Here is a 17,985-nt window from a genome sequence, read left to right as displayed (position 1 = left end):
AGCCTGCGAGGCTGCGTTCGGCGGCGCAGCCGTCGTGAAATCAGATACCGTCGTCTTGTAGATGCACCGTGCACATAGGGTTTGCGACGGCTTCGCCGCCGAACGCAGCCTCGCAAGCTCGGCAGCTGCTACACCGGATCGTCAGGGTTTTTTGCAGACATAAAAAAGGGCTCCTTCAAAGGAGCCCCTGGGCCGCAGCCCGCCGTCCGGATGGGACGTGCGTGGTTAATTCAGTACAAAATCAGATTGTCGTGTCGGAGTGTTTTGCCCTGTAATTAGCCGACGGCGTGAAGTTCGTTGAGTCTGTGGATTCCCGCAGTGCCGGTCATACCGTCCCAGTTGTCGCCGCGTCCTTCTCGCCAGCCGTTGATCCAGGCTTGACGTACCGACGGTAGAGTAAATGGGCAAAGCTCACGGGATTTACCACCAACGCCATATTGATATCCGCGCAAAAATGCTCTTTCCAACGGATCACGCTTAAGTCTTCTCATAGGGTGTTGCCCTCGTTTGTTGACTGTATTTATCGCGTCGACCTCAATTGAGGTCTGGCAGAAAAACTCTGCCGTTGGCGGCTCGTTGCCGGCGTGACGAGCCAAGGTGTTGGCGTCGTTGCGGCGCCAACCTGTATTGAGTTCTAACCAATGCGTCACATCGAGGGAATGATCGTTTTGTCATAAGAACGTAACTGTTCATGTGCTAAGGCCATAAGTAACAGCGCGTTTTACCGTATTTATTGGCCAAACCCCGGTATGATCGGCCCTGCGCTGGATGATGGGCTTAATCCTTTAGTGAGAATGGCTCCCGTTGCCGGGATGCACTATTCGACGAAGGGTCGACTTATGACATTTTGTTGCATCAACTTTTTTATCTGTCCTTGCATCTAAGCTCATTTAACCCGGGCAGCAGGGGTGGAACGGCACACCTTCGTGCCACGCGGGCGCTCTTCGAGAAAAGCGCCTGATTGAAAACCGGACCGGCAATGCGTTGCCCGGTCACTTAGCTAAAGGTTCTGGAATTCCCATGTCCGATCGTTTCGAACTCTTCCTCACTTGCCCAAAAGGCCTTGAAGGCCTGCTCATCGAGGAAGCCGTCGGGCTTGGCCTTGAGGACGCGCGGGAGCACACCTCTGCCGTGCGCGGCATGGCCACCATGGAAACCGCTTATCGCCTGTGCCTGTGGTCGCGTCTGGCCAACCGCGTGCTGCTGGTGCTCAAGCGTTTCCCGATGAAGGACGCTGAAGATCTATACCACGGCGTGCTGGACATCGAGTGGCAAGACCACATGCTCAATGACGGCACCCTGGCCGTCGAATTCAGCGGCCATGGCTCGGGTATCGATAACACCCACTTCGGCGCGCTGAAGGTTAAGGATGCTATCGTCGACAAATTGCGCACTCCGCAAGGCGACCGTCCGTCCATCGACAAGCTCAACCCGGACCTGCGCATTCACCTGCGCCTGGACCGCGGCGAAGCCATTCTTTCCCTGGACCTGTCGGGCCACAGCCTGCACCAGCGCGGCTATCGCCTGCAGCAAGGCGCGGCGCCGCTCAAGGAAAACCTCGCGGCCGCCATCCTGATCCGTTCCGGCTGGCCACGTATCGCGGCCGAAGGCGGCGCGCTGGCCGACCCGATGTGCGGTGTCGGTACCTTCCTGGTCGAAGCGGCGATGATCGCCGCCGACATCGCGCCGAACCTGCGTCGTGAGCAGTGGGGCTTCACCGCCTGGCTCGGTCACGTTCCGGCGTTGTGGAAAAAACTGCACGAAGAAGCCAGCGAGCGCGCGGCGGCCGGCATGGCCAAGCCACCGTTGTGGATTCGCGGCTACGAAGCCGATCCGCGGCTGATTCAACCGGGCCGTAACAACGTCGAGCGTGCCGGCCTGAGCGAATGGATCAAGATCTACCAGGGTGAGGTCGCAACTTTCGAGCCGCGCCCGGACCAGAACCAGAAAGGCCTGGTGATCTGCAACCCTCCATACGGCGAACGTCTGGGCGATGAGGCGAGCTTGCTCTATCTCTACCAGAACCTCGGCGAGCGCCTGCGTCAGGCCTGCCTGAACTGGGAAGCGGCGGTGTTCACCGGCGCGCCGGACCTGGGCAAGCGCATGGGCATCCGCAGCCACAAGCAGTATTCGTTCTGGAACGGCGCCTTGCCGTGCAAGCTGTTGCTGATCAAGGTACTGCCGGATCAGTTCGTCACCGGCGAGCGTCGTACTCCGGAACAGCGTCAGGTGGAGCGTGAGCAAGCCGCCTACGATCAGGCGCCGAACGAACCGCAAGAGCGCAAGTTCAACAAAAACGGTAATCCGATCAAACCGACGCCGGCACCGGCTCCGGTGGTCGAGCAACCGCGCCTGAGCGAAGGCGGGCAGATGTTCGCCAACCGCCTGCAAAAGAACCTCAAGGCCCTGGGCAAGTGGGTCAAGCGTGAAGGCATCGACTGCTACCGCGTGTACGATGCCGACATGCCGGAATATTCCATGGCCATCGACCTGTATCAGGATTGGGTCCATGTTCAGGAATACGCCGCGCCGAAATCCATCGATCCGGAAAAGGCCTCGGCCCGCATGTTCGATGCCCTGGCGGCGATTCCGCAGGCGTTGAACATCGACAAGAGTCGTGTGGTGGTCAAGCGCCGCGAGCGTCAGAGCGGCACCCGGCAATACGAGCGCCAGGCCGCGCAAGGCAAATTCGTCGAGGTCAATGAAGGCGGCGTGAAGCTGCTGGTGAACCTCACCGACTACCTCGACACCGGTCTGTTCCTCGACCATCGGCCGATGCGCATGCGTATCCAGAAAGAGGCCGCCGGCAAACGCTTCCTCAATCTGTTCTGCTACACCGCAACCGCCAGTGTTCACGCAGCCAAGGGCGGCGCGCGCAGCACCACCAGTGTCGACCTGTCGAAAACCTATCTCGACTGGGCGCGTCGCAACCTGTCGCTGAACGGTTTTTCCGACAAGAACCGCCTGGAGCAGGGCGATGTGATGGCGTGGCTCGAAGCCAGTCGTGACGAGTACGACCTGATCTTCATCGACCCGCCGACGTTCTCCAACTCCAAGCGCATGGAAGGCGTCTTCGACGTGCAACGCGACCAGGTGCAACTGATCGACCTGGCCATGGCACGCCTGGCGCCCGGTGGCGTGTTGTACTTCTCCAACAACTTCCGCAAGTTCGAACTGGAGGCCAATCTCGGCGAGCGTTATGCGGTGGAGGACATCACCGCGCAGACCATCGATCAGGATTTTGCCCGCAACGCCAAGATCCATCGCGCCTGGAAAATCATGGCACGTTGACGGTTGAACCCCCCTGTAGGAGCGAGCTTGCTCGCGATGGTCGATAACGATAACGCGGACATCCTGGATGTACGTGGCGCTTTTGAATCCATCGCGAGCAAGCTCGCTCCTACAGGGTGCTGGTCAAATTAGTGGCTAATAGCTATAACTCAACGCATGGCCAAAGGGTTTCTCCGCACCTGGCGTTTTGAGTTTGCGTTTTATGTCGTTGCACGCCGTGCGCCCAAAGATCCTGGGTTTTATTCGTGAAGATGTCTCGGCCTGGCTGGTCGCGCTGCTGGTATTGATTGTCGGCGGGGTGCTCACCGGTTTGCTGGCGTGGTCGACGCTGAATCTGTTCCACCATCAATTGCGGCAACGTTTCCAACTGCTGGCCAGTGAACGTTACAGCCGTATCGAAGAGCGTTTCGAAGATCAGGAACAGCGCCTCGATGGCCTGCGCCGGTTTTTCGCCAATTCCAATTCGGTTTCCCGAGCGGAATTCGATGGTTACACCCAGCCTTTGCTGCTGCGAACCCAGGCTTATTCCTATGCCGAACGGGTCACTCGTGACCAGCGGACGGCATTCGAGCAACGAGTGCGTGACGAAGGCTTGAGCAGCTTCACCCTGAGAGAGCTCAACGCCGCCGGCCAATTACAACTGGCGGGCGAGCGAGATGAATACGTCGTGGTGCTGTATAGCCAGACGCAAAGCAAACTCGGCTCTCCCCTCGGTTACGACTTACTGGCCCAGCCCTTGCGGCGTGCCACGCTCGATCGGGTCGATCAGCATGGCGGCATGGCGGTGTCGCAACCGATGCATCTGGTGAGCATCGAGCCGGCTTATGCGCGAGGTGTGCTGCTGGTCGCTCCGGTCATGCAGCGCAACAGTCAGAGCGGCAAAGCCACGAAGCCCTTCGGTTATGTAATGGCCGTGATCAGCATGCGCCAGTTGCTGGCCGACGGACTGCCGGACGCGAGCCGTGACTATCTCTCGGTGCGCATCCTCGATTTGTCGACCAACGACCAGCACGAAGTGCTGTTCGAGTCGCCCAACCCGCCGGCCATCAGCGAGTTGTCCGCCACTCGCCTGTTGCGCATGGCCGACCATGACTATCAAGTCGATATCCAGCCCAGCGACGCGTTCTTGCAGGCCAACCATTCCTCGGTGACCAGCCTGGTGGTGTTGGGTGGATTGCTCAGCGTGTTGCTCAGTGCCTTGCTGTATGTGTTGGTCAGTCAGCGTCAGCGCGCGCTGAAACTGGTCGAGCAACGTACCCGGGAGCTGCGCGATCGGGAGCAGGAGCTGCGCGGTACCCATGGTCAGTTGCGTGGCGTGCTGAATGCCGCTACCCAGGTCGCGATCATCGCCACCGACCTGCGCGGCGTCATCAGCACCTTCAACGCCGGCGCCGAGCAAATGCTTGGCTACACCAGCGCCGAAGTGGTCGGCCATATGACGCTGGAGAGCCTGCACCTGCCCCGGGAACTGGTCGCTCGCTCGGCAGAGTTGAGCACACGCTATGGCAAACCGGTGCCGACCTGCCACGCGATGCTGGTCGAAGGTGACGTGGAGGGCGGTCACGAGGCACGGGAATGGACGCTGGTGCGCGGCGATGGCAGCCATTTGATGGTCAACATGCTCGCTACGCCAGTGCTCGACGAGCAAGGCCTGTGGGTCGGGCACCTGGCGGTGTGCATCGACATCACCGAACGCAAACGGGTCCACGAAGCGCTCGCGGCGCGGGACCTGCTGTTGAAGAAACTCAGCGCCCATGTGCCCGGTGGCATCTATCAGTTCAAGATGGAGTTCGATGGGCGTTTCAGCGTGATCTACGCCAGCGACGGTATTCGCGAGATCTACGAGCTCGAACCCGACGTGTTGCTGTTCAATGCCGAAGCGATTTTCACCCGGATTCACCCTCAAGACTCTGCCCGTGTCCGCGCCTCGATCCGTGCCTCGGCCGACACCCTCAGCCCCTGGCGCGAGGAATACCGCGTGCAACTGCCGCAACGTGGTTTGCGTTGGGTTCGCGGCGAAGCCACGCCGGAGGAGCTACCCGGTGGCGGAGTGCTGTGGCACGGCTACATCTCGGACATTTCCGATATGAAGCGGGTGGAAGAGGAACTGCGCGCGTTGTCGGTCACCGATGCGCTGACCGGTATCCACAACCGGCGTTATTTCCAGGAGCGCCTGACCACCGAAATGGCCCGGGTGGAGCGCGGCGGTGGGGATTTGTCGGTGATCATGCTCGATATCGACCATTTCAAGCGCATCAATGACCTGCATGGCCATGCCATCGGTGACCGGGTGTTGCAGGCCGTGTGTGAACGGATTGGCCACCGACTGCGCCGCACCGATGTGTTCTGCCGCTTGGGCGGAGAGGAGTTCATGGTGCTGTGCCCGGATATCAGCGGCGAACATGCCTATATGTTGGCCCAGCAATTGTGGCAAGGCTTGCGCAGTTCACCCATAGACGGTGTCGGTACGATCACCGCCAGTTTCGGGATTGCCAGTTGGCGGGCCGGGGAGGGCGCCGATGCCTTGCTGTTGCGCGCGGATTCAGGGGTTTATGCGGCGAAGCAGGCGGGAAGGGATCGGGTTGAGGCGGAAATGAATTAACCCGGGCCGTACGCAATTAATGTGGGAGCGGGCTTGCCCGCGAAAGCGGTTTGTCAGTCACATCGATGTTGGATGTGCCGCCGTCTTCGCGAGCAAGCCCGCTCCCACATTGGTTAATGCAGTGCCTTACAACACCGAAGCCGTCTGCGGCAGTTTCTGTTGGCGATACAGGTCCAGCAGCACCTGATCAAGCACCGAAGAAGCGCCGAACGGGGCCTTGTCGTTGAGGATCGCCACCACCGCCCAGGTGTTGCCGTTGATGTCGCGACTGAAACCGGCAATCGCCCGCACGGTGTTCAGGGTGCCGGTCTTGACGTGGGCTTCACCGCGCATCGCCGTGGTCTTCAGGCGTTTGCGCATGGTGCCGTCGGTGCCGGCAATCGGCATCGAACTGATGTACTCGGCGGCATACGGGCTGTGCCACGCCGCTTCGAGCATCGAGGCCATTTCCCGGGCGCTGACGCGCTCGGAACGGGACAAGCCGGAGCCGTTCTCCATCACCAGGTGCGGCGCGGTGATGCCCTTTTTCGCCAGCCACTGGCGCACGACACGCTGGGCGGCCTTGGCGTCATCACCATCGGCATCGGTGCGAAAGCGTTGGCCAAGGCTCAGGAACAACTGCTGGGCCATGGTGTTGTTACTGTACTTGTTGATGTCGCGGATGATTTCCGCCAGGTCCGGCGAGAACGCCCGGGCCAAAACCTTGGCGTCTTTGGGTGTTGGCGCCAGCACATCCTTGCCCTGGATGCTGCCACCCAGTTCCTTCCAGATCGCGCGAACGGCACCGGCGGTGTAGGTCGCGTGGTCGAGCAGTGACAGGTAAGTCTGCGAGCTGCAGCCTTCACCCAACTGACCGCCGACCGTCACGGTCACGCTGCCATCGGCCTGTGCCACCGGGTTGTAACGCACGCCACCGGTGCATTGTTTGGAATTGAGGGCTTTGACCTGGTTGTCGATGCGAATGCTCGCAATCGGCGGTTCCACCGAGACCAGCACCTTGCCCGAGTCATTGCGCGCAACGAAGCGCAGCGCCTTGAGATTGACCAGCAGCGAGTCGGGCTTGACCAGGAACGGCTTGTTATCGTCGTTGCCGTCGTCATTGAACTCCGGCAGTTGCGGTTGCACGAAGAAAGTTTTATCCAGCACCAGGTCGCCGGTGACCTGAGTGACACCGTTGGCGCGCAGGTCGCGCATCAACAGCCAGAGTTTTTCCATGTTCAGCTTCGGATCGCCGCCGCCCTTGAGGTAGAGGTTGCCGTTGAGAATGCCGCCACTGAGGGTGCCGTCGGTGTAGAACTCGGTTTTCCACTGGTGGTTCGGGCCGAGCATTTCCAGCGCCGCGTAGGTGGTGACCAGTTTCATGGTCGACGCCGGGTTGACCGACACGTCTGCGTTGAACACCGTCGGGGTGCCGGGGCCGGTGAGCGGGATCATCACCAGCGACAAGGCGTTGTCCTGCAACTTGCTGGCTTTCAAGGCTTTTTCAACGTTGGGCGACAACGCAGTATTGATCGGGGCAGCGGAAACGGAGAGGGCCAGGGGGAGAAGAAAACCGGCCAACAGCAATGGACGCAAAGATTTGATCATTTGAAATAAAACCCTACAGTCGAGGGGAAAAAGACGAGGGCATGGAGATAAATTCCCTCAATGGTCATGAAAGTGTCGGCATTATGCCCCAAGGTGCTACGGCTTGTGCCGTGCGCTGGCCGTCTGATCAGCTATTTTTTTACCGACGGTAGGCGTGGTGGCCCAGAGAGTCGGGCAATCGGCGGCTTAAACTGCTAAAGTGCCGCCCGTTATTACTTAAGAGGATTGTTCCAATGGCGACTAACCGTTCCCAGCGTCTGCGCAAAAAACTGTGCGTCGATGAATTTCAAGAGCTGGGTTTCGAACTGAACCTGGATTTCAAAGAAGATTTGGCTGATGAAGCCATTGATGCTTTCCTCGATGCGTTCCTCAAAGAAGCCATGGAAGCCAACGGTCTGGGCTATGTTGGCGGCGACGACTACGGTCTGGTTTGCCTTCAGAAGCGTGGCTCGGTCAGCGCTGATCAGCGCGCTGCCGTTGAAGCCTGGCTCAAGGGCCGCACCGAGCTGACCAGCGTTGAAGTCAGCCCGCTGCTGGACGTCTGGTACCCGGAAAAGCCGATCAATCCGGTAGCTTGATGTTCTGAAAAAAAACGGCGACCCAAGGGTCGCCGTTTTTTTTTGCGAAGATCAAAAGATCGCAGCCTCGTTTCACTCGACAGCTGCTACATGGATTGCATTGCCCTGTAGCAGCTGTCGAGTGAAACGAGGCTGCGAGCTTTTAGCTTTTGCGCCAGTTCAGAATCAGCAGCGTCACCACCCCCGCCACAATTCCCCAGAACGCCGAACCGATGGAAAACAGCGTCAGCCCCGATGCCGTGACCATGAAGGTGATCAGCGCCGCCTCACGTTCCTTCACTTCGCTCATGGCGATGCTCAAGCCGTTGATGATTGAGCCGAACAGCGCCAGCGCAGCAATCGATAGCACCAGCTCCTTGGGCAGCGCAGCGAACAATGCCGCGAGCGTCGCGCCGAACACGCCGGCGATCCCATAGAAAATTCCGCACCAGACGGCGGCGGTGTAGCGCTTGTTACGATCCTCGTGGGCATGCGGCCCGGTGCAGATCGCCGCGCTGATCGCCGCCAGATTGATCCCGTGGGAGCCGAACGGTGCCAGCAGCAAACTGGCGATGCCGGTGGTGGTGATCAGTGGTGAGGCAGGCACCGTGTAGCCATCCGCGCGCAATACGGCGATGCCGGGCATGTTTTGTGAGGTCATGGCGACGACAAACAACGGGATGCCGATGCTGATGGTCGCGGCCAGGGAGAAGTGCGGCGTGGTCCAGACCGGCGTTGCCACTTCCAGGTGAAAACCGCTGAAGTCCAGCAACCCCATGAACCCTGACAATGCCGTGCCGATCAGCAATGCAGCCAACACCGCATAGCGCGGCGACAGGCGCTTTACCATCAGATAACTGACAAACATCCCCAGTACCAGGGCGGTGCGGTGTTGCGCCGCGACGAAAATCTCGCTGCCGATCTTGAACAGGATCCCTGCCAGCAGGGCGGCGGCCAAGGATGCCGGAATCTTTTTCATCAGCCGTTCGAAACTGCCGGTCAGCCCGCAAATCGTTACCAGCACCGCGCAGGTAATATAGGCACCAATGGCTTCGCCGTAGCTCACGCCGCCCAGGCTGGTGATCAGCAGCGCGGCGCCGGGGGTCGACCAGGCAATGGTGATCGGCGTGCGATAGCGCAGGGACAGGCCAATGGAGCACACCGCCATGCCGATCGAGATCGCCCAGATCCACGAAGAAATCTGCCCGCTGCTCAGGCCCGCCGCTTGCCCGGCCTGAAACATCAGCACCAGGGAGCTGGTGTAGCCGGTCATCATGGCGATGAACCCGGCGACGATGGCCGAGGGCGAGGTGTCGGCCAAAGGGCGGAGCTGCGCGTGCGTGGCGTCGTTCATGACGGTGGTGTTCCTTATACAGAGGAAGATGTCCGCAACAACGCTGAACCTTGTGGGAGCGGGCTTGCTCGCGAAGGGGGCGTGTCAGTCGACATTGATATGGCAGACAGACCGCATTCGCGTGCAAGCCCGTTCCTACAGGGAGCGTGCCAAAAAGGCGGATTCTGCGAACAAGCCTAAACTCAAAAGTAATCAGGCGTTGCGATACAGCCGAGGCAACATTCAGCCGTACAGTCGTGTTGCCACCATCCATTGTGTACAATCGCGGTGTTTTTTACGCGATACTTGCCAGCGACCCACTGTGCCGTATTACAGTCACCGTCAATTCGCCGCAGTTTTTCCGACTCGAGTGCCCATGAACGAACAGTTGCAACCCCTAAAGAAACAACCGCGAGCAGGCAAAGCCGGCCGTAGCGGTACTCAGGACGATATTGTCTACGCACATATCTTCGAGGCCATCCTCGAGCAGCGTCTGGCGCCCGGCACCAAGTTGAGCGAAGAAGCGCTGGGGGAAATTTTCGGGGTCAGCCGCACCATCATTCGCCGCGCCTTGTCGCGCCTGGCCCATGAAGGCGTGGTACTGCTGCGTCCGAATCGTGGCGCCGTGGTTGCCAGTCCGAGCGTTGAAGAGGCGCGTCAGGTGTTCCTGGCCCGGCGCCTGGTGGAACGCGCCATCACGGAACTCGCTGTCGTGCACGCCACTGCCGAGCAAATTGCCGAATTGCGGCAGATGGTCAACGACGAGCGCGACAGCTTCTCCCGTGGCGATCGCGGTGCCGGCATCCGCCTGTCGGGTGAATTCCACCTGAAACTGGCCGAAGCGGCGAAGAACGCGCCGCTGATCAGCTTCCAGCGCAGCCTGGTGTCGCAGACTTCGCTGATCATCGCCCAGTATGAAAGCGGCAACCGTTCCCATTGCTCCTACGACGAGCATACCCAGCTGATCGATGCCATCGAGGCGCGGAACGGTGAGTTGGCAGTGAACCTGATGATGCACCACATGGATCACATCGACAGCAAGCTCAACCTCGACGAGGAAAGTGCTTCGGATGATCTGCATGCGGTGTTCTCGCATTTGCTGCAGACCAAAAAGCCCGGGCGTTCGCCAGCGAAAATCTGATAGACCGCGTCGCCTGATTCGCGAGCAAGCCCGCTCCCACATTTGATCTGTGCTGTTCACAAATCCCCTGTGGGAGCGGGCTTGCTCGCGAAGGCGGCCTTGAAGACACAAAAAATCCCCCGGGCTGAAAAGCGGCGGGGGATTTTTTATGCCCGGAGAAATTTAGCGCTGATGCACCAGATTGCCTGCCGCATACGTCTGCAGCACCGTCCGGTCATCCCCCAGCGTCATCAACACAAACAACGTCTCGGCGATGTTATTGGCCTGTTTCAGGCGATAGCCCAGCAGCGGCGTGGCGTTGTAGTCCAGTACGAGGAAGTCGGCGTCGGTGCCCGGTTGCAGGGTGCCGATCTTTTCCTCCAGGCGCAGCGCACGGGCGCCGCCAAGCGTCGCCAGGTACAGCGACTTGAACGGGCTCAGGCGCGCACCTTGCAGCTGCATCACTTTGTAGGCTTCGTTAAGGGTTTGCAGCAGCGAGAAACTGGTGCCACCGCCGACATCGGTGCCGATGCCGACATTGAGCTTGTGCTTCTCGGCCATCGGCAGGTTGAACAGACCGCTGCCGAGGAAGAAGTTCGAGGTCGGGCAGAACGAGATGGCCGAACCGGTTTCTGCCAGTCGTGCGCACTCGTCATCGCACAAGTGCACGCCGTGGGCGAACACCGAGCGCTCGCCGAGCAGTTGGTAGTGATCGTAAACGTCCAGGTAGCCTTTGCGCTCCGGGAACAGCTCCTTGACCCACTCGATTTCCTTGAGGTTTTCGCTGATGTGGGTCTGCATGTACAGGTCAGGAAATTCGCTGAGCAACTGGCCGGCCAGGGTCAGTTGTTCCGGGGTGCTGGTCGGCGCGAAGCGTGGGGTGACGGCGTAGTGCAGGCGACCCTTGCCGTGCCAGCGCTCGATCAATGCCTTGCTTTCCACGTAGCTCGATTCGGCGGTGTCGGTCAGGTAGTCCGGGGCGTTGCGGTCCATCATCACCTTGCCGGCGATCATCCGCAGGTCGAGCTGCCGGGCCGCTTCGAAGAACGAGTTCACCGATTGCGGGTGCACGCTGCCGAACACCAGCGCGGTGGTGGTGCCATTGCGCAGCAGTTCCTTGATGAAAATGTCCGCGACTTCGTCAGCGTGGGCCTTGTCGGCGAACTGGCTTTCGCACGGGAAGGTGTAGGTGTTGAGCCAGTCCAGCAATTGCTCGCCATAGGCGCCGACCATGCCGGTTTGTGGCAAGTGGATGTGGGTGTCGATGAAGCCCGGAGTGATCAGTGCATCCTGATAGTGGGTGACATCGATGTCCGCCGGCAGGGTCGGCAGCAATTCGCTGGCGTGGCCGAGGGCGCTGATCTGGCCGTTATCGACCACCAGCAAACCGTCTTCGAAATACTCGTAGGAGGCTTCGATACCGACTTCGGCTGGGTCGGCGATGCTGTGCAGGATGGCGGCGCGGTAAGCTTTGCGAGTCAAAGGCATGAGATTCTCAGTTCGAGGCTTTCAAGTTTGCGGTTTGGCTGCGGCGTGACGCAGGCAGCAGTTTGGCAATCGATCCGGCGCTGGCGGTGTGCTGGCCGAAGTTCGCGTTATAGGTGGCGATGATCTCGCCGGCGATGGAGATGGCGATTTCTACAGGCAGCTTGCCTTTGACTTCGCCGATGCCCATCGGGCAACGCATGCGTTGCACGACGCTGTTGTCGAAACCGCGGTCGCGCAAGCGGTGTTCGAACTTCACCCGTTTGGTCTTAGAACCGATCAGGCCGAAGTAGGCGAAGTCATTGCGCTTGAGGATCGCAGCAGTCAGTTCGAGGTCGAGCTGGTGGTTGTGGGTCATCACGATGCAATAGCTGCCGGCGGGCAGGTCATCGATTTCGTCCACCGGTTCTTCGCTGACGATCTTGCGCACGCCGTGGGGGATCTGTTCGGGGAATTCCTCTTCCCGCGAGTCGATCCAGCGTACCCGGCAAGGCAGGCTGGCCAGCAGCGGCACCAGGGCGCGGCCGACGTGGCCGGCACCGAACACGGCGATCTGCGCCTGCACCTGGCCCATTGGTTCGAACAACAGAACGGTGGCACCACCGCAGCATTGGCCGAGGCTGGCACCGAGGCTGAAACGCTCCAGATGGGTGTCCTGTTTGCCGTTGGCGAGCATCTCGCGGGCGATCTGCATGGCCTTGTATTCCAGGTGCCCGCCACCGATGGTGTCGAAGGCCTGGTTCGCGCTGATGACCATTTTCGAGCCAGCGTTGCGCGGCGTCGAGCCGAGCTCTTCGATGATGGTTACCAGCACGCAGGGCTCACCCCGGTTTTGCAGGTCGGCGAGGGCGTCGATCCAGTTGTACATGTTTCACCTCAACATCTCTGTTGTCAGTTCGGGCCTCTTCGCGAGCAAGCCCGCTCCCACATTTTGATCTCTGTCATTCACAAAATTTGTGCCCACTGGAGATCCATTGTGGGAGCGGGCTTGCTCGCGAAGGCCGCACCTCGGTCTTAAAGCGAAGCCAATTCGGTTTCAGCCTCGACAGCCTTCGCCGCCTTCAGCTGGCGCATCTGCTCACAGCCCCACAACACCCGCTCCGGAGTCGCCGGTGCGTCGATTTTCGGTTGATGCCTGTAATCGCCCAGGCTCGCCACAGCGTCCTTGATCGCACACCACGAGGCGATACCGAGCATGAACGGCGGCTCACCCACGGCCTTGGAATGGAACACCGTGTCTTCCGGGTTCTTGCGGTTTTCCACCAGCTTCACCCGCAGGTCCAGCGGCATGTCCGCCACGGTCGGGATCTTGTAGCTGGCCGGGCCGTTGGTCATCAGCTTGCCCTTGTTGTTCCACACCAGCTCTTCCATGGTCAGCCAGCCCATGCCCTGGATGAAACCGCCCTCGACCTGGCCGATGTCGATGGCCGGGTTCAGCGAGGCGCCGACGTCGTGGAGGATGTCGGTGCGCAGCATCTTGTATTCGCCGGTCAGGGTGTCGACCAGCACTTCGCAGCACGCTGCGCCAAAGGCGAAGTAGTAGAACGGACGACCACGGGCCTGGCTGCGGTCGTAGTAGATTTTCGGGGTCTTGTAGAAGCCGGTGCTCGACAGTGACACCTGGGCGAAATACGCCTGCTGGATCAACGCTTCGAAAGTCAGGATGTGATCGCGGACCCGCACGTGGCCGTTGTGGAATTCAACGTCTTCTTCGCTGACCTTGTACTGACGGGCAGCGAACTCTACGAGACGTTTCTTGATGGTTTCCGCGGCGTTCTGCGCGGCTTTGCCGTTCAGGTCGGCACCGCTGGACGCCGCGGTCGGCGAGGTGTTCGGCACCTTGTCGGTGTTGGTCGCGGTGATCTGTACGCGGTCCATTTCCACCTGGAACACTTCGGCCACGACCTGCGCGACCTTGGTGTTCAGGCCCTGGCCCATTTCGGTGCCGCCGTGGTTGAGGTGGATGCTGCCGTCGGTGTAGACGTGCACCAGGGCACCGGCCTGGTTGAGGAAGCTGGCGGTGAAGGAAATGCCGAATTTCACCGGGGTCAGCGCCAGGCCTTTTTTCAGGATCGGGCTGTTGGCGTTATAACGACGGATCGCTTCGCGGCGCTCATGGTACTGGCTGCTTTCTTCCAGTTCGGCGGTCATTTCCTCGAGCATGTTGTGCTCGACGGTCTGGTAGTAGTGGGTAACGTTACGCTCGGTCTTGCCGTAGTAGTTGGCTTTGCGCACCGCCAGCGGATCAAGGGCCAGATGACGGGCGATGGCGTCCATCACTTCTTCGATCGCGACCATGCCTTGCGGGCCGCCGAAACCACGGTAGGCGGTGTTCGACGCGGTGTTGGTCTTGCAGCGGTGACCGTTGATGGTCGCATCGCCCAGGTAGTACGAGTTGTCCGAGTGGAACATCGCGCGGTCGACGATCGATGCCGACAGGTCAGGCGAGCAACCGCAGTTGCCGGCCAGTTCCAGGTTGATGCCGTGCAGGCGGCCGGTGCTGTCGAAGCCGACGTCGTACTCGACATAGAAGGGGTGACGCTTGCCGGTCATCAGCATGTCTTCGACCCGTGGCAGACGCATCTTGGTCGGCTGGCCGGTGAGGTGCGCGATCACCGCGCACAGGCACGCCGGGCTCGCTGCCTGAGTCTCCTTGCCGCCGAAGCCACCGCCCATGCGACGCATGTCGACGACGATCTTGTTCATCGACACGTCGAGCACTTCGGCCACCAGTTTCTGTACTTCGGTGGGGTTCTGCGTGGAGCAGTAGACGATCATGCCGCCGTCTTCGGTCGGCATCACCGAAGAGATCTGGGTTTCCAGGTAGAAGTGTTCCTGGCCGCCGATGTGCAGCGTGCCCTGGATGCGATGCTCGGCGGTGGCCAGCGCCGTGGCCGAATCGCCGCGTTTGTGGGTGTGGCTGTCGAGTACGAAGTGGCGTTTGCGCAGGGCTTCGACCACATCCAGCACCGGTTCGAGATCTTCGTATTCGATGATCGCGGCCATCGCTGCCTTGCGTGCGGTTTCAAGATCTTTCGCCGCGACGGCGACCACCGGTTGACCGACGAACTGCACCGTGTCGATGGCCAGCAGCGGATCGCCCGGCAGCAACGGGCCGATGTCTTTCAGGCCCGGCACGTCTTCGTGGGTGATGGCGATGCGCACGCCTTCAAAGGCGTAGCAGGGCGCGGTGTCGATGCTGATGATCCGGGCGTGGGCACGGTCCGACATGCGCGCATAAACGTGCAACTGGTTCGGAAACTCCAGGCGATCGTCGATGTACTGCGCTTCACCGGCCACATGCTTGGCGGCGCTGTCGTGCTTGACGGCGCGGCCGACACCGGTGGTCAGGTCCCTGGCGAACAGTTCAGCCAATTCGGCTTGGGTCTTCTCTACGGCGTGATGATTAGACATAAGCGGTCACCCGAGTCTCGATGTGCGGTGTTTGCAGTTCGATGAAGTATTTGCGCAGCAGGTTCTGCGCGCTGAGCAGGCGATATTCCTTGCTGGCGCGGAAGTCCGAGAGCGGTGTGAAGTCTTCGCCCAGGGCCGTGCAGGCGCGTTCAACGGTGGCGTTATTGAATGGCGAGCCGAGCAGCGCGGCTTCGCAGGCAGCGGCGCGTTTCGGGATAGCCGCCATGCCGCCGAATGCTACGCGGGCCTCGGCCACCACGCCGTTTTCCAGGCGAATGTTGAAGGCGGCGCACACTGCCGAAATGTCATCGTCGAGGCGCTTGGAGACTTTGTAGGCGCGGAACAGTTTTTCGACGCTGGCGCGGGGCACGATGATCTTCTCGATGAACTCACTTTCCTGGCGCGCAGTGACGCGGTAATCGATGAAGTAATCTTCCAGTGCCAGGGTGCGGCGGGTTTCGCCTTTGCACAGCACGATTTGCGCGCCGAGGGCGATCAGCAGGGGCGGCGAGTCACCAATCGGCGAGGCGTTGCCGATGTTGCCGCCGAGGGTGCCCTGGTTGCGGATCTGCAGGGACGCGAAGCGGTGCAGCAATTCACCGAAGTCCGGGTACTCGGCGTTCAGGGCTTCGTAGCAATCGGAAAGGGCGGTGGCGGCGCCGATTTCCAGGCGATCGTCAAAACGTTCGATGCGCTTCATCTCGGCGACGTTACCGACGTAGATCATCACTGGCAGGGTACGGTGGAACTGCGTGACTTCCAGCGCCAGGTCGGTACCGCCGGCCAACAGGCGGGCCTGTGGATAAGCGTCGTAGAGGTCGGCCAGGTCAGCCACGGTCAGCGGCACCAGGCAGCGTTTGTCGCCGCTGTTGAGTTCGCCGATATCGGTCGGGGCAATGGCTTTCAGGCGCGCGATGGTGTCGGCCTCGCGGGCGTCGAACTGGTCCGGTTGCTTGCCGCAGCAGGACTGCTCGGCGGCTTCCAGGATCGGCCGGTAGCCGGTGCAACGGCAGAGATTGCCGGCCAGTGCTTCGTGGGCCTTGGCATGATCCGGTGCATCGCTGTTCTTTTGCAGGGCAAACAGCGACATCACGAAGCCGGGGGTGCAGAAGCCGCATTGCGAGCCGTGGCACTCGACCATGGCTTTCTGCACGCTGTGCAGTTCACCTTTGTGCTTGAGGTCTTCAACGCTGATCAGTTGTTTGCCGTGCAGGGACGACACGAACGTCAGGCACGAGTTGAGGCTGCGATAGCGAATGTGTTCGCGGCCGTCGTCATCCGTTTGCAACTCACCGACGACCACGGTGCAGGCGCCGCAGTCACCGCTGGCGCAGCCTTCTTTGGTGCCGGGTTTGCCCACATGGTCGCGCAGATAATTGAGCACGGTCAGGTTCGGGTCCAGGGCGTGCTCGCTACGGAGTTCCTGGTTTAGTAAAAACTGGATCACGGAAGGCCTCGCAGACTCATTATTGTTGTTAACCGATAGGAACCGAATTTAGCAGGTCTGACTTTTCGGTCAATGATTTTCTGACTTAAAGGTCAGGAAAAAGCATTTTGTCGATTAACCACCTGTTCCTTAATTATTGTCGTTGGTTCGATAGCCTGCTTTTTTGCTTGAATCGTGCCAAAAACCTCCGGGCGGGCACTCCGCCCTGACGCAGCAATTGCGCTACACTGCGCCGCTTGTACAGGTCGAAGAGTTTGAAGGACAACCATGACGTTCAAGGCGCCGGACAGCCTCGCCGAGCAAATCGCTCACCACCTCGCCGAACGCATCATTCGCGGCGAAATGAAGCCCGGGGAGCGCATCCAGGAACAGAAGGTCACGCTGGCCCTCAATGTCAGCCGTGGTTCGGTCCGCGAGGCCTTGCTGATCCTTGAGCGCCGGCACTTGATCGCGATCCTGCCGCGACGGGGCGCCCACGTCACCGAGCTCACGCCGCACAAGGTGCGGAGCCTGTGCGCGCTGATGAGCGAACTCTATATTCTGCTTGGTAACGCAGTGGCCAGCGGCTGGAAAACCCAGGCCGACATGGCGCCGTTCGTGCAGATCCAGCAACGTCTGACGGCCAGCTACGAGCGTCAGGACATCCGCACTTTCGTCGACGACAGCTTCAATGTGATGCGTGCCGCGTACCCGTTCGCCAACAACCCGTACTTGCAGGAAACCGTCGAGAATCTGCAGCCGGCCATGAGCCGTGCCTATTTCCTCGCGCTGGACCAGCGCAAAGCGTCGATGAGCGAATTCCTCGAGCTGTTCGAACGCTTGCTTGCTGCCGTGCTGGCCCGTGACTTTCCGCAGATCCGCGAAGTGCTGACGGCTTACGCCCAGCGCAGTTGCGATCTGGTGGTTTCTGCCCTGACGGACGCCTGAGCGTGCGGCTCAAGTGCATCAAGCTGGCGGGGTTCAAATCCTTCGTCGACCCGACCACGGTGAATTTCCCCAGTAACATGGCGGCGGTGGTCGGGCCCAATGGCTGCGGCAAGTCGAACATCATCGACGCCGTGCGTTGGGTGATGGGCGAGAGCTCGGCGAAGAACCTGCGCGGCGAGTCGATGACCGACGTCATCTTCAACGGCTCCACCAGCCGCAAGC

At 60.4% G+C, this 17,985-nt stretch carries 13 protein-coding genes; 6 read left to right on the top strand and 7 right to left on the bottom strand.

Going from position 1 to position 17,985, the window contains the following annotated elements; all coding sequences use genetic code 11:
- Positions 1-275 precede the first annotated feature (275 nt).
- A complete protein-coding gene (gene rmf, locus PMI28_RS30050; protein WP_003223300.1) occupies positions 276-491 on the bottom strand; it encodes a ribosome modulation factor in 216 nt (71 codons plus the stop codon).
- Between the two features lie 529 nt (positions 492-1,020).
- Between rmf and rlmKL the strand changes: the two genes are divergently transcribed.
- Positions 1,021-3,291 (top strand): bifunctional 23S rRNA (guanine(2069)-N(7))-methyltransferase RlmK/23S rRNA (guanine(2445)-N(2))-methyltransferase RlmL, encoded by a 2,271-nt coding sequence (gene rlmKL, locus PMI28_RS03795; RefSeq protein ID WP_007991392.1) that lies wholly within the window; start codon positions 1,021-1,023, stop codon positions 3,289-3,291.
- 202 nt (positions 3,292-3,493) lie between these two features.
- Positions 3,494-5,893, top strand: coding sequence for a sensor domain-containing diguanylate cyclase (locus PMI28_RS03800; protein ID WP_007991390.1), 2,400 nt, complete (start codon positions 3,494-3,496; stop codon positions 5,891-5,893).
- A 126-nt stretch (positions 5,894-6,019) separates the two neighbouring features.
- Here the strand turns inward: PMI28_RS03800 and dacB are convergent, their stop codons facing one another.
- The gene (gene dacB / locus PMI28_RS03805; RefSeq protein WP_007991388.1) at positions 6,020-7,480 is read right to left on the bottom strand and encodes a D-alanyl-D-alanine carboxypeptidase/D-alanyl-D-alanine endopeptidase; all 1,461 of its coding nucleotides are present in this window, start codon (positions 7,478-7,480) and stop codon (positions 6,020-6,022) included.
- A gap of 233 nt (positions 7,481-7,713) precedes the next feature.
- Between dacB and PMI28_RS03810 the strand changes: the two genes are divergently transcribed.
- Positions 7,714-8,058: a YggL family protein gene (locus tag PMI28_RS03810; RefSeq protein WP_007991386.1), complete on the top strand. Its 345-nt coding sequence runs from the start codon at positions 7,714-7,716 to the stop codon at positions 8,056-8,058.
- A 142-nt stretch (positions 8,059-8,200) separates the two neighbouring features.
- Here PMI28_RS03810 and PMI28_RS03815 read toward each other — a convergent pair whose 3' ends face one another.
- Entirely contained in the window at positions 8,201-9,391 is a 1,191-nt protein-coding gene (locus PMI28_RS03815; RefSeq protein ID WP_007991384.1) for a benzoate/H(+) symporter BenE family transporter, read from the bottom strand.
- Between the two features lie 355 nt (positions 9,392-9,746).
- Here PMI28_RS03815 and PMI28_RS03820 point away from each other — a divergent pair, with 355 nt between their 5' ends.
- Positions 9,747-10,511, top strand: a complete 765-nt coding sequence (locus tag PMI28_RS03820; protein ID WP_007991382.1) for a GntR family transcriptional regulator — start codon at positions 9,747-9,749, stop codon at positions 10,509-10,511.
- Positions 10,512-10,673: 162 nt separating this feature from the next.
- On the opposite strand, the gene guaD is transcribed toward PMI28_RS03820, so the two are convergent.
- The 4 genes from guaD to xdhA all read right to left on the bottom strand — a co-directional run bounded on the left by guaD (position 10,674) and on the right by xdhA (position 16,836).
- Positions 10,674-11,978 (bottom strand): guanine deaminase, encoded by a 1,305-nt coding sequence (gene guaD / locus PMI28_RS03825; protein WP_007991380.1) that lies wholly within the window; start codon positions 11,976-11,978, stop codon positions 10,674-10,676.
- 7 nt (positions 11,979-11,985) lie between these two features.
- Entirely contained in the window at positions 11,986-12,843 is an 858-nt protein-coding gene (gene xdhC, locus PMI28_RS03830) for a xanthine dehydrogenase accessory protein XdhC (protein WP_007991378.1), read from the bottom strand.
- Positions 12,844-12,989: 146 nt separating this feature from the next.
- Entirely contained in the window at positions 12,990-15,389 is a 2,400-nt protein-coding gene (gene xdhB / locus PMI28_RS03835) for a xanthine dehydrogenase molybdopterin binding subunit (protein ID WP_007991376.1), read from the bottom strand.
- On the bottom strand, positions 15,382-16,836 hold the full coding sequence (gene xdhA / locus PMI28_RS03840) for a xanthine dehydrogenase small subunit (RefSeq protein ID WP_007991374.1): 1,455 nt from the start codon (positions 16,834-16,836) through the stop codon (positions 15,382-15,384). Before xdhA ends, xdhB begins: the two co-directional genes overlap by 8 nt.
- Before the next feature lie 267 nt (positions 16,837-17,103).
- On the opposite strand from xdhA, the gene PMI28_RS03845 reads away from it, so the two are divergent.
- Together PMI28_RS03845 and PMI28_RS03850 are read left to right on the top strand one after the other, a co-directional pair.
- Entirely contained in the window at positions 17,104-17,763 is a 660-nt protein-coding gene (locus PMI28_RS03845) for a GntR family transcriptional regulator (RefSeq protein ID WP_007991372.1), read from the top strand.
- Between the two features lie 2 nt (positions 17,764-17,765).
- Positions 17,766-17,985: AAA family ATPase (locus PMI28_RS03850; RefSeq protein ID WP_007991370.1), on the top strand; the 220-nt coding region annotated here is incomplete at its 3' end.

This window comes from Pseudomonas sp. GM48 (assembly GCF_000282335.1).
Lineage (GTDB): Bacteria > Pseudomonadota > Gammaproteobacteria > Pseudomonadales > Pseudomonadaceae > Aquipseudomonas.
This window is presented reverse-complemented; position numbering and strand designations above follow the sequence as displayed.

Excerpts from the sequence above, each read along its gene's own strand:
- PMI28_RS03820 (WP_007991382.1), top strand. The coding sequence starts at position 9,747 with ATGAACGAACAGTTGCAACCCCTAAAGAAACAACCGCGAGCAGGCAAA.
- xdhB (WP_007991376.1), bottom strand. The coding sequence starts at position 15,389 with ATGTCTAATCATCACGCCGTAGAGAAGACCCAAGCCGAATTGGCTGAA.
- xdhC (WP_007991378.1), bottom strand. The coding sequence starts at position 12,843 with ATGTACAACTGGATCGACGCCCTCGCCGACCTGCAAAACCGGGGTGAG.
- guaD (WP_007991380.1), bottom strand. The coding sequence starts at position 11,978 with ATGCCTTTGACTCGCAAAGCTTACCGCGCCGCCATCCTGCACAGCATC.
- PMI28_RS03800 (WP_007991390.1), top strand. The coding sequence starts at position 3,494 with ATGTCGTTGCACGCCGTGCGCCCAAAGATCCTGGGTTTTATTCGTGAA.
- rlmKL (WP_007991392.1), top strand. The coding sequence starts at position 1,021 with ATGTCCGATCGTTTCGAACTCTTCCTCACTTGCCCAAAAGGCCTTGAA.
- PMI28_RS03815 (WP_007991384.1), bottom strand. The coding sequence starts at position 9,391 with ATGAACGACGCCACGCACGCGCAGCTCCGCCCTTTGGCCGACACCTCG.
- PMI28_RS03845 (WP_007991372.1), top strand. The coding sequence starts at position 17,104 with ATGACGTTCAAGGCGCCGGACAGCCTCGCCGAGCAAATCGCTCACCAC.
- dacB (WP_007991388.1), bottom strand. The coding sequence starts at position 7,480 with ATGATCAAATCTTTGCGTCCATTGCTGTTGGCCGGTTTTCTTCTCCCC.
- PMI28_RS03810 (WP_007991386.1), top strand. The coding sequence starts at position 7,714 with ATGGCGACTAACCGTTCCCAGCGTCTGCGCAAAAAACTGTGCGTCGAT.
- rmf (WP_003223300.1), bottom strand. The coding sequence starts at position 491 with ATGAGAAGACTTAAGCGTGATCCGTTGGAAAGAGCATTTTTGCGCGGA.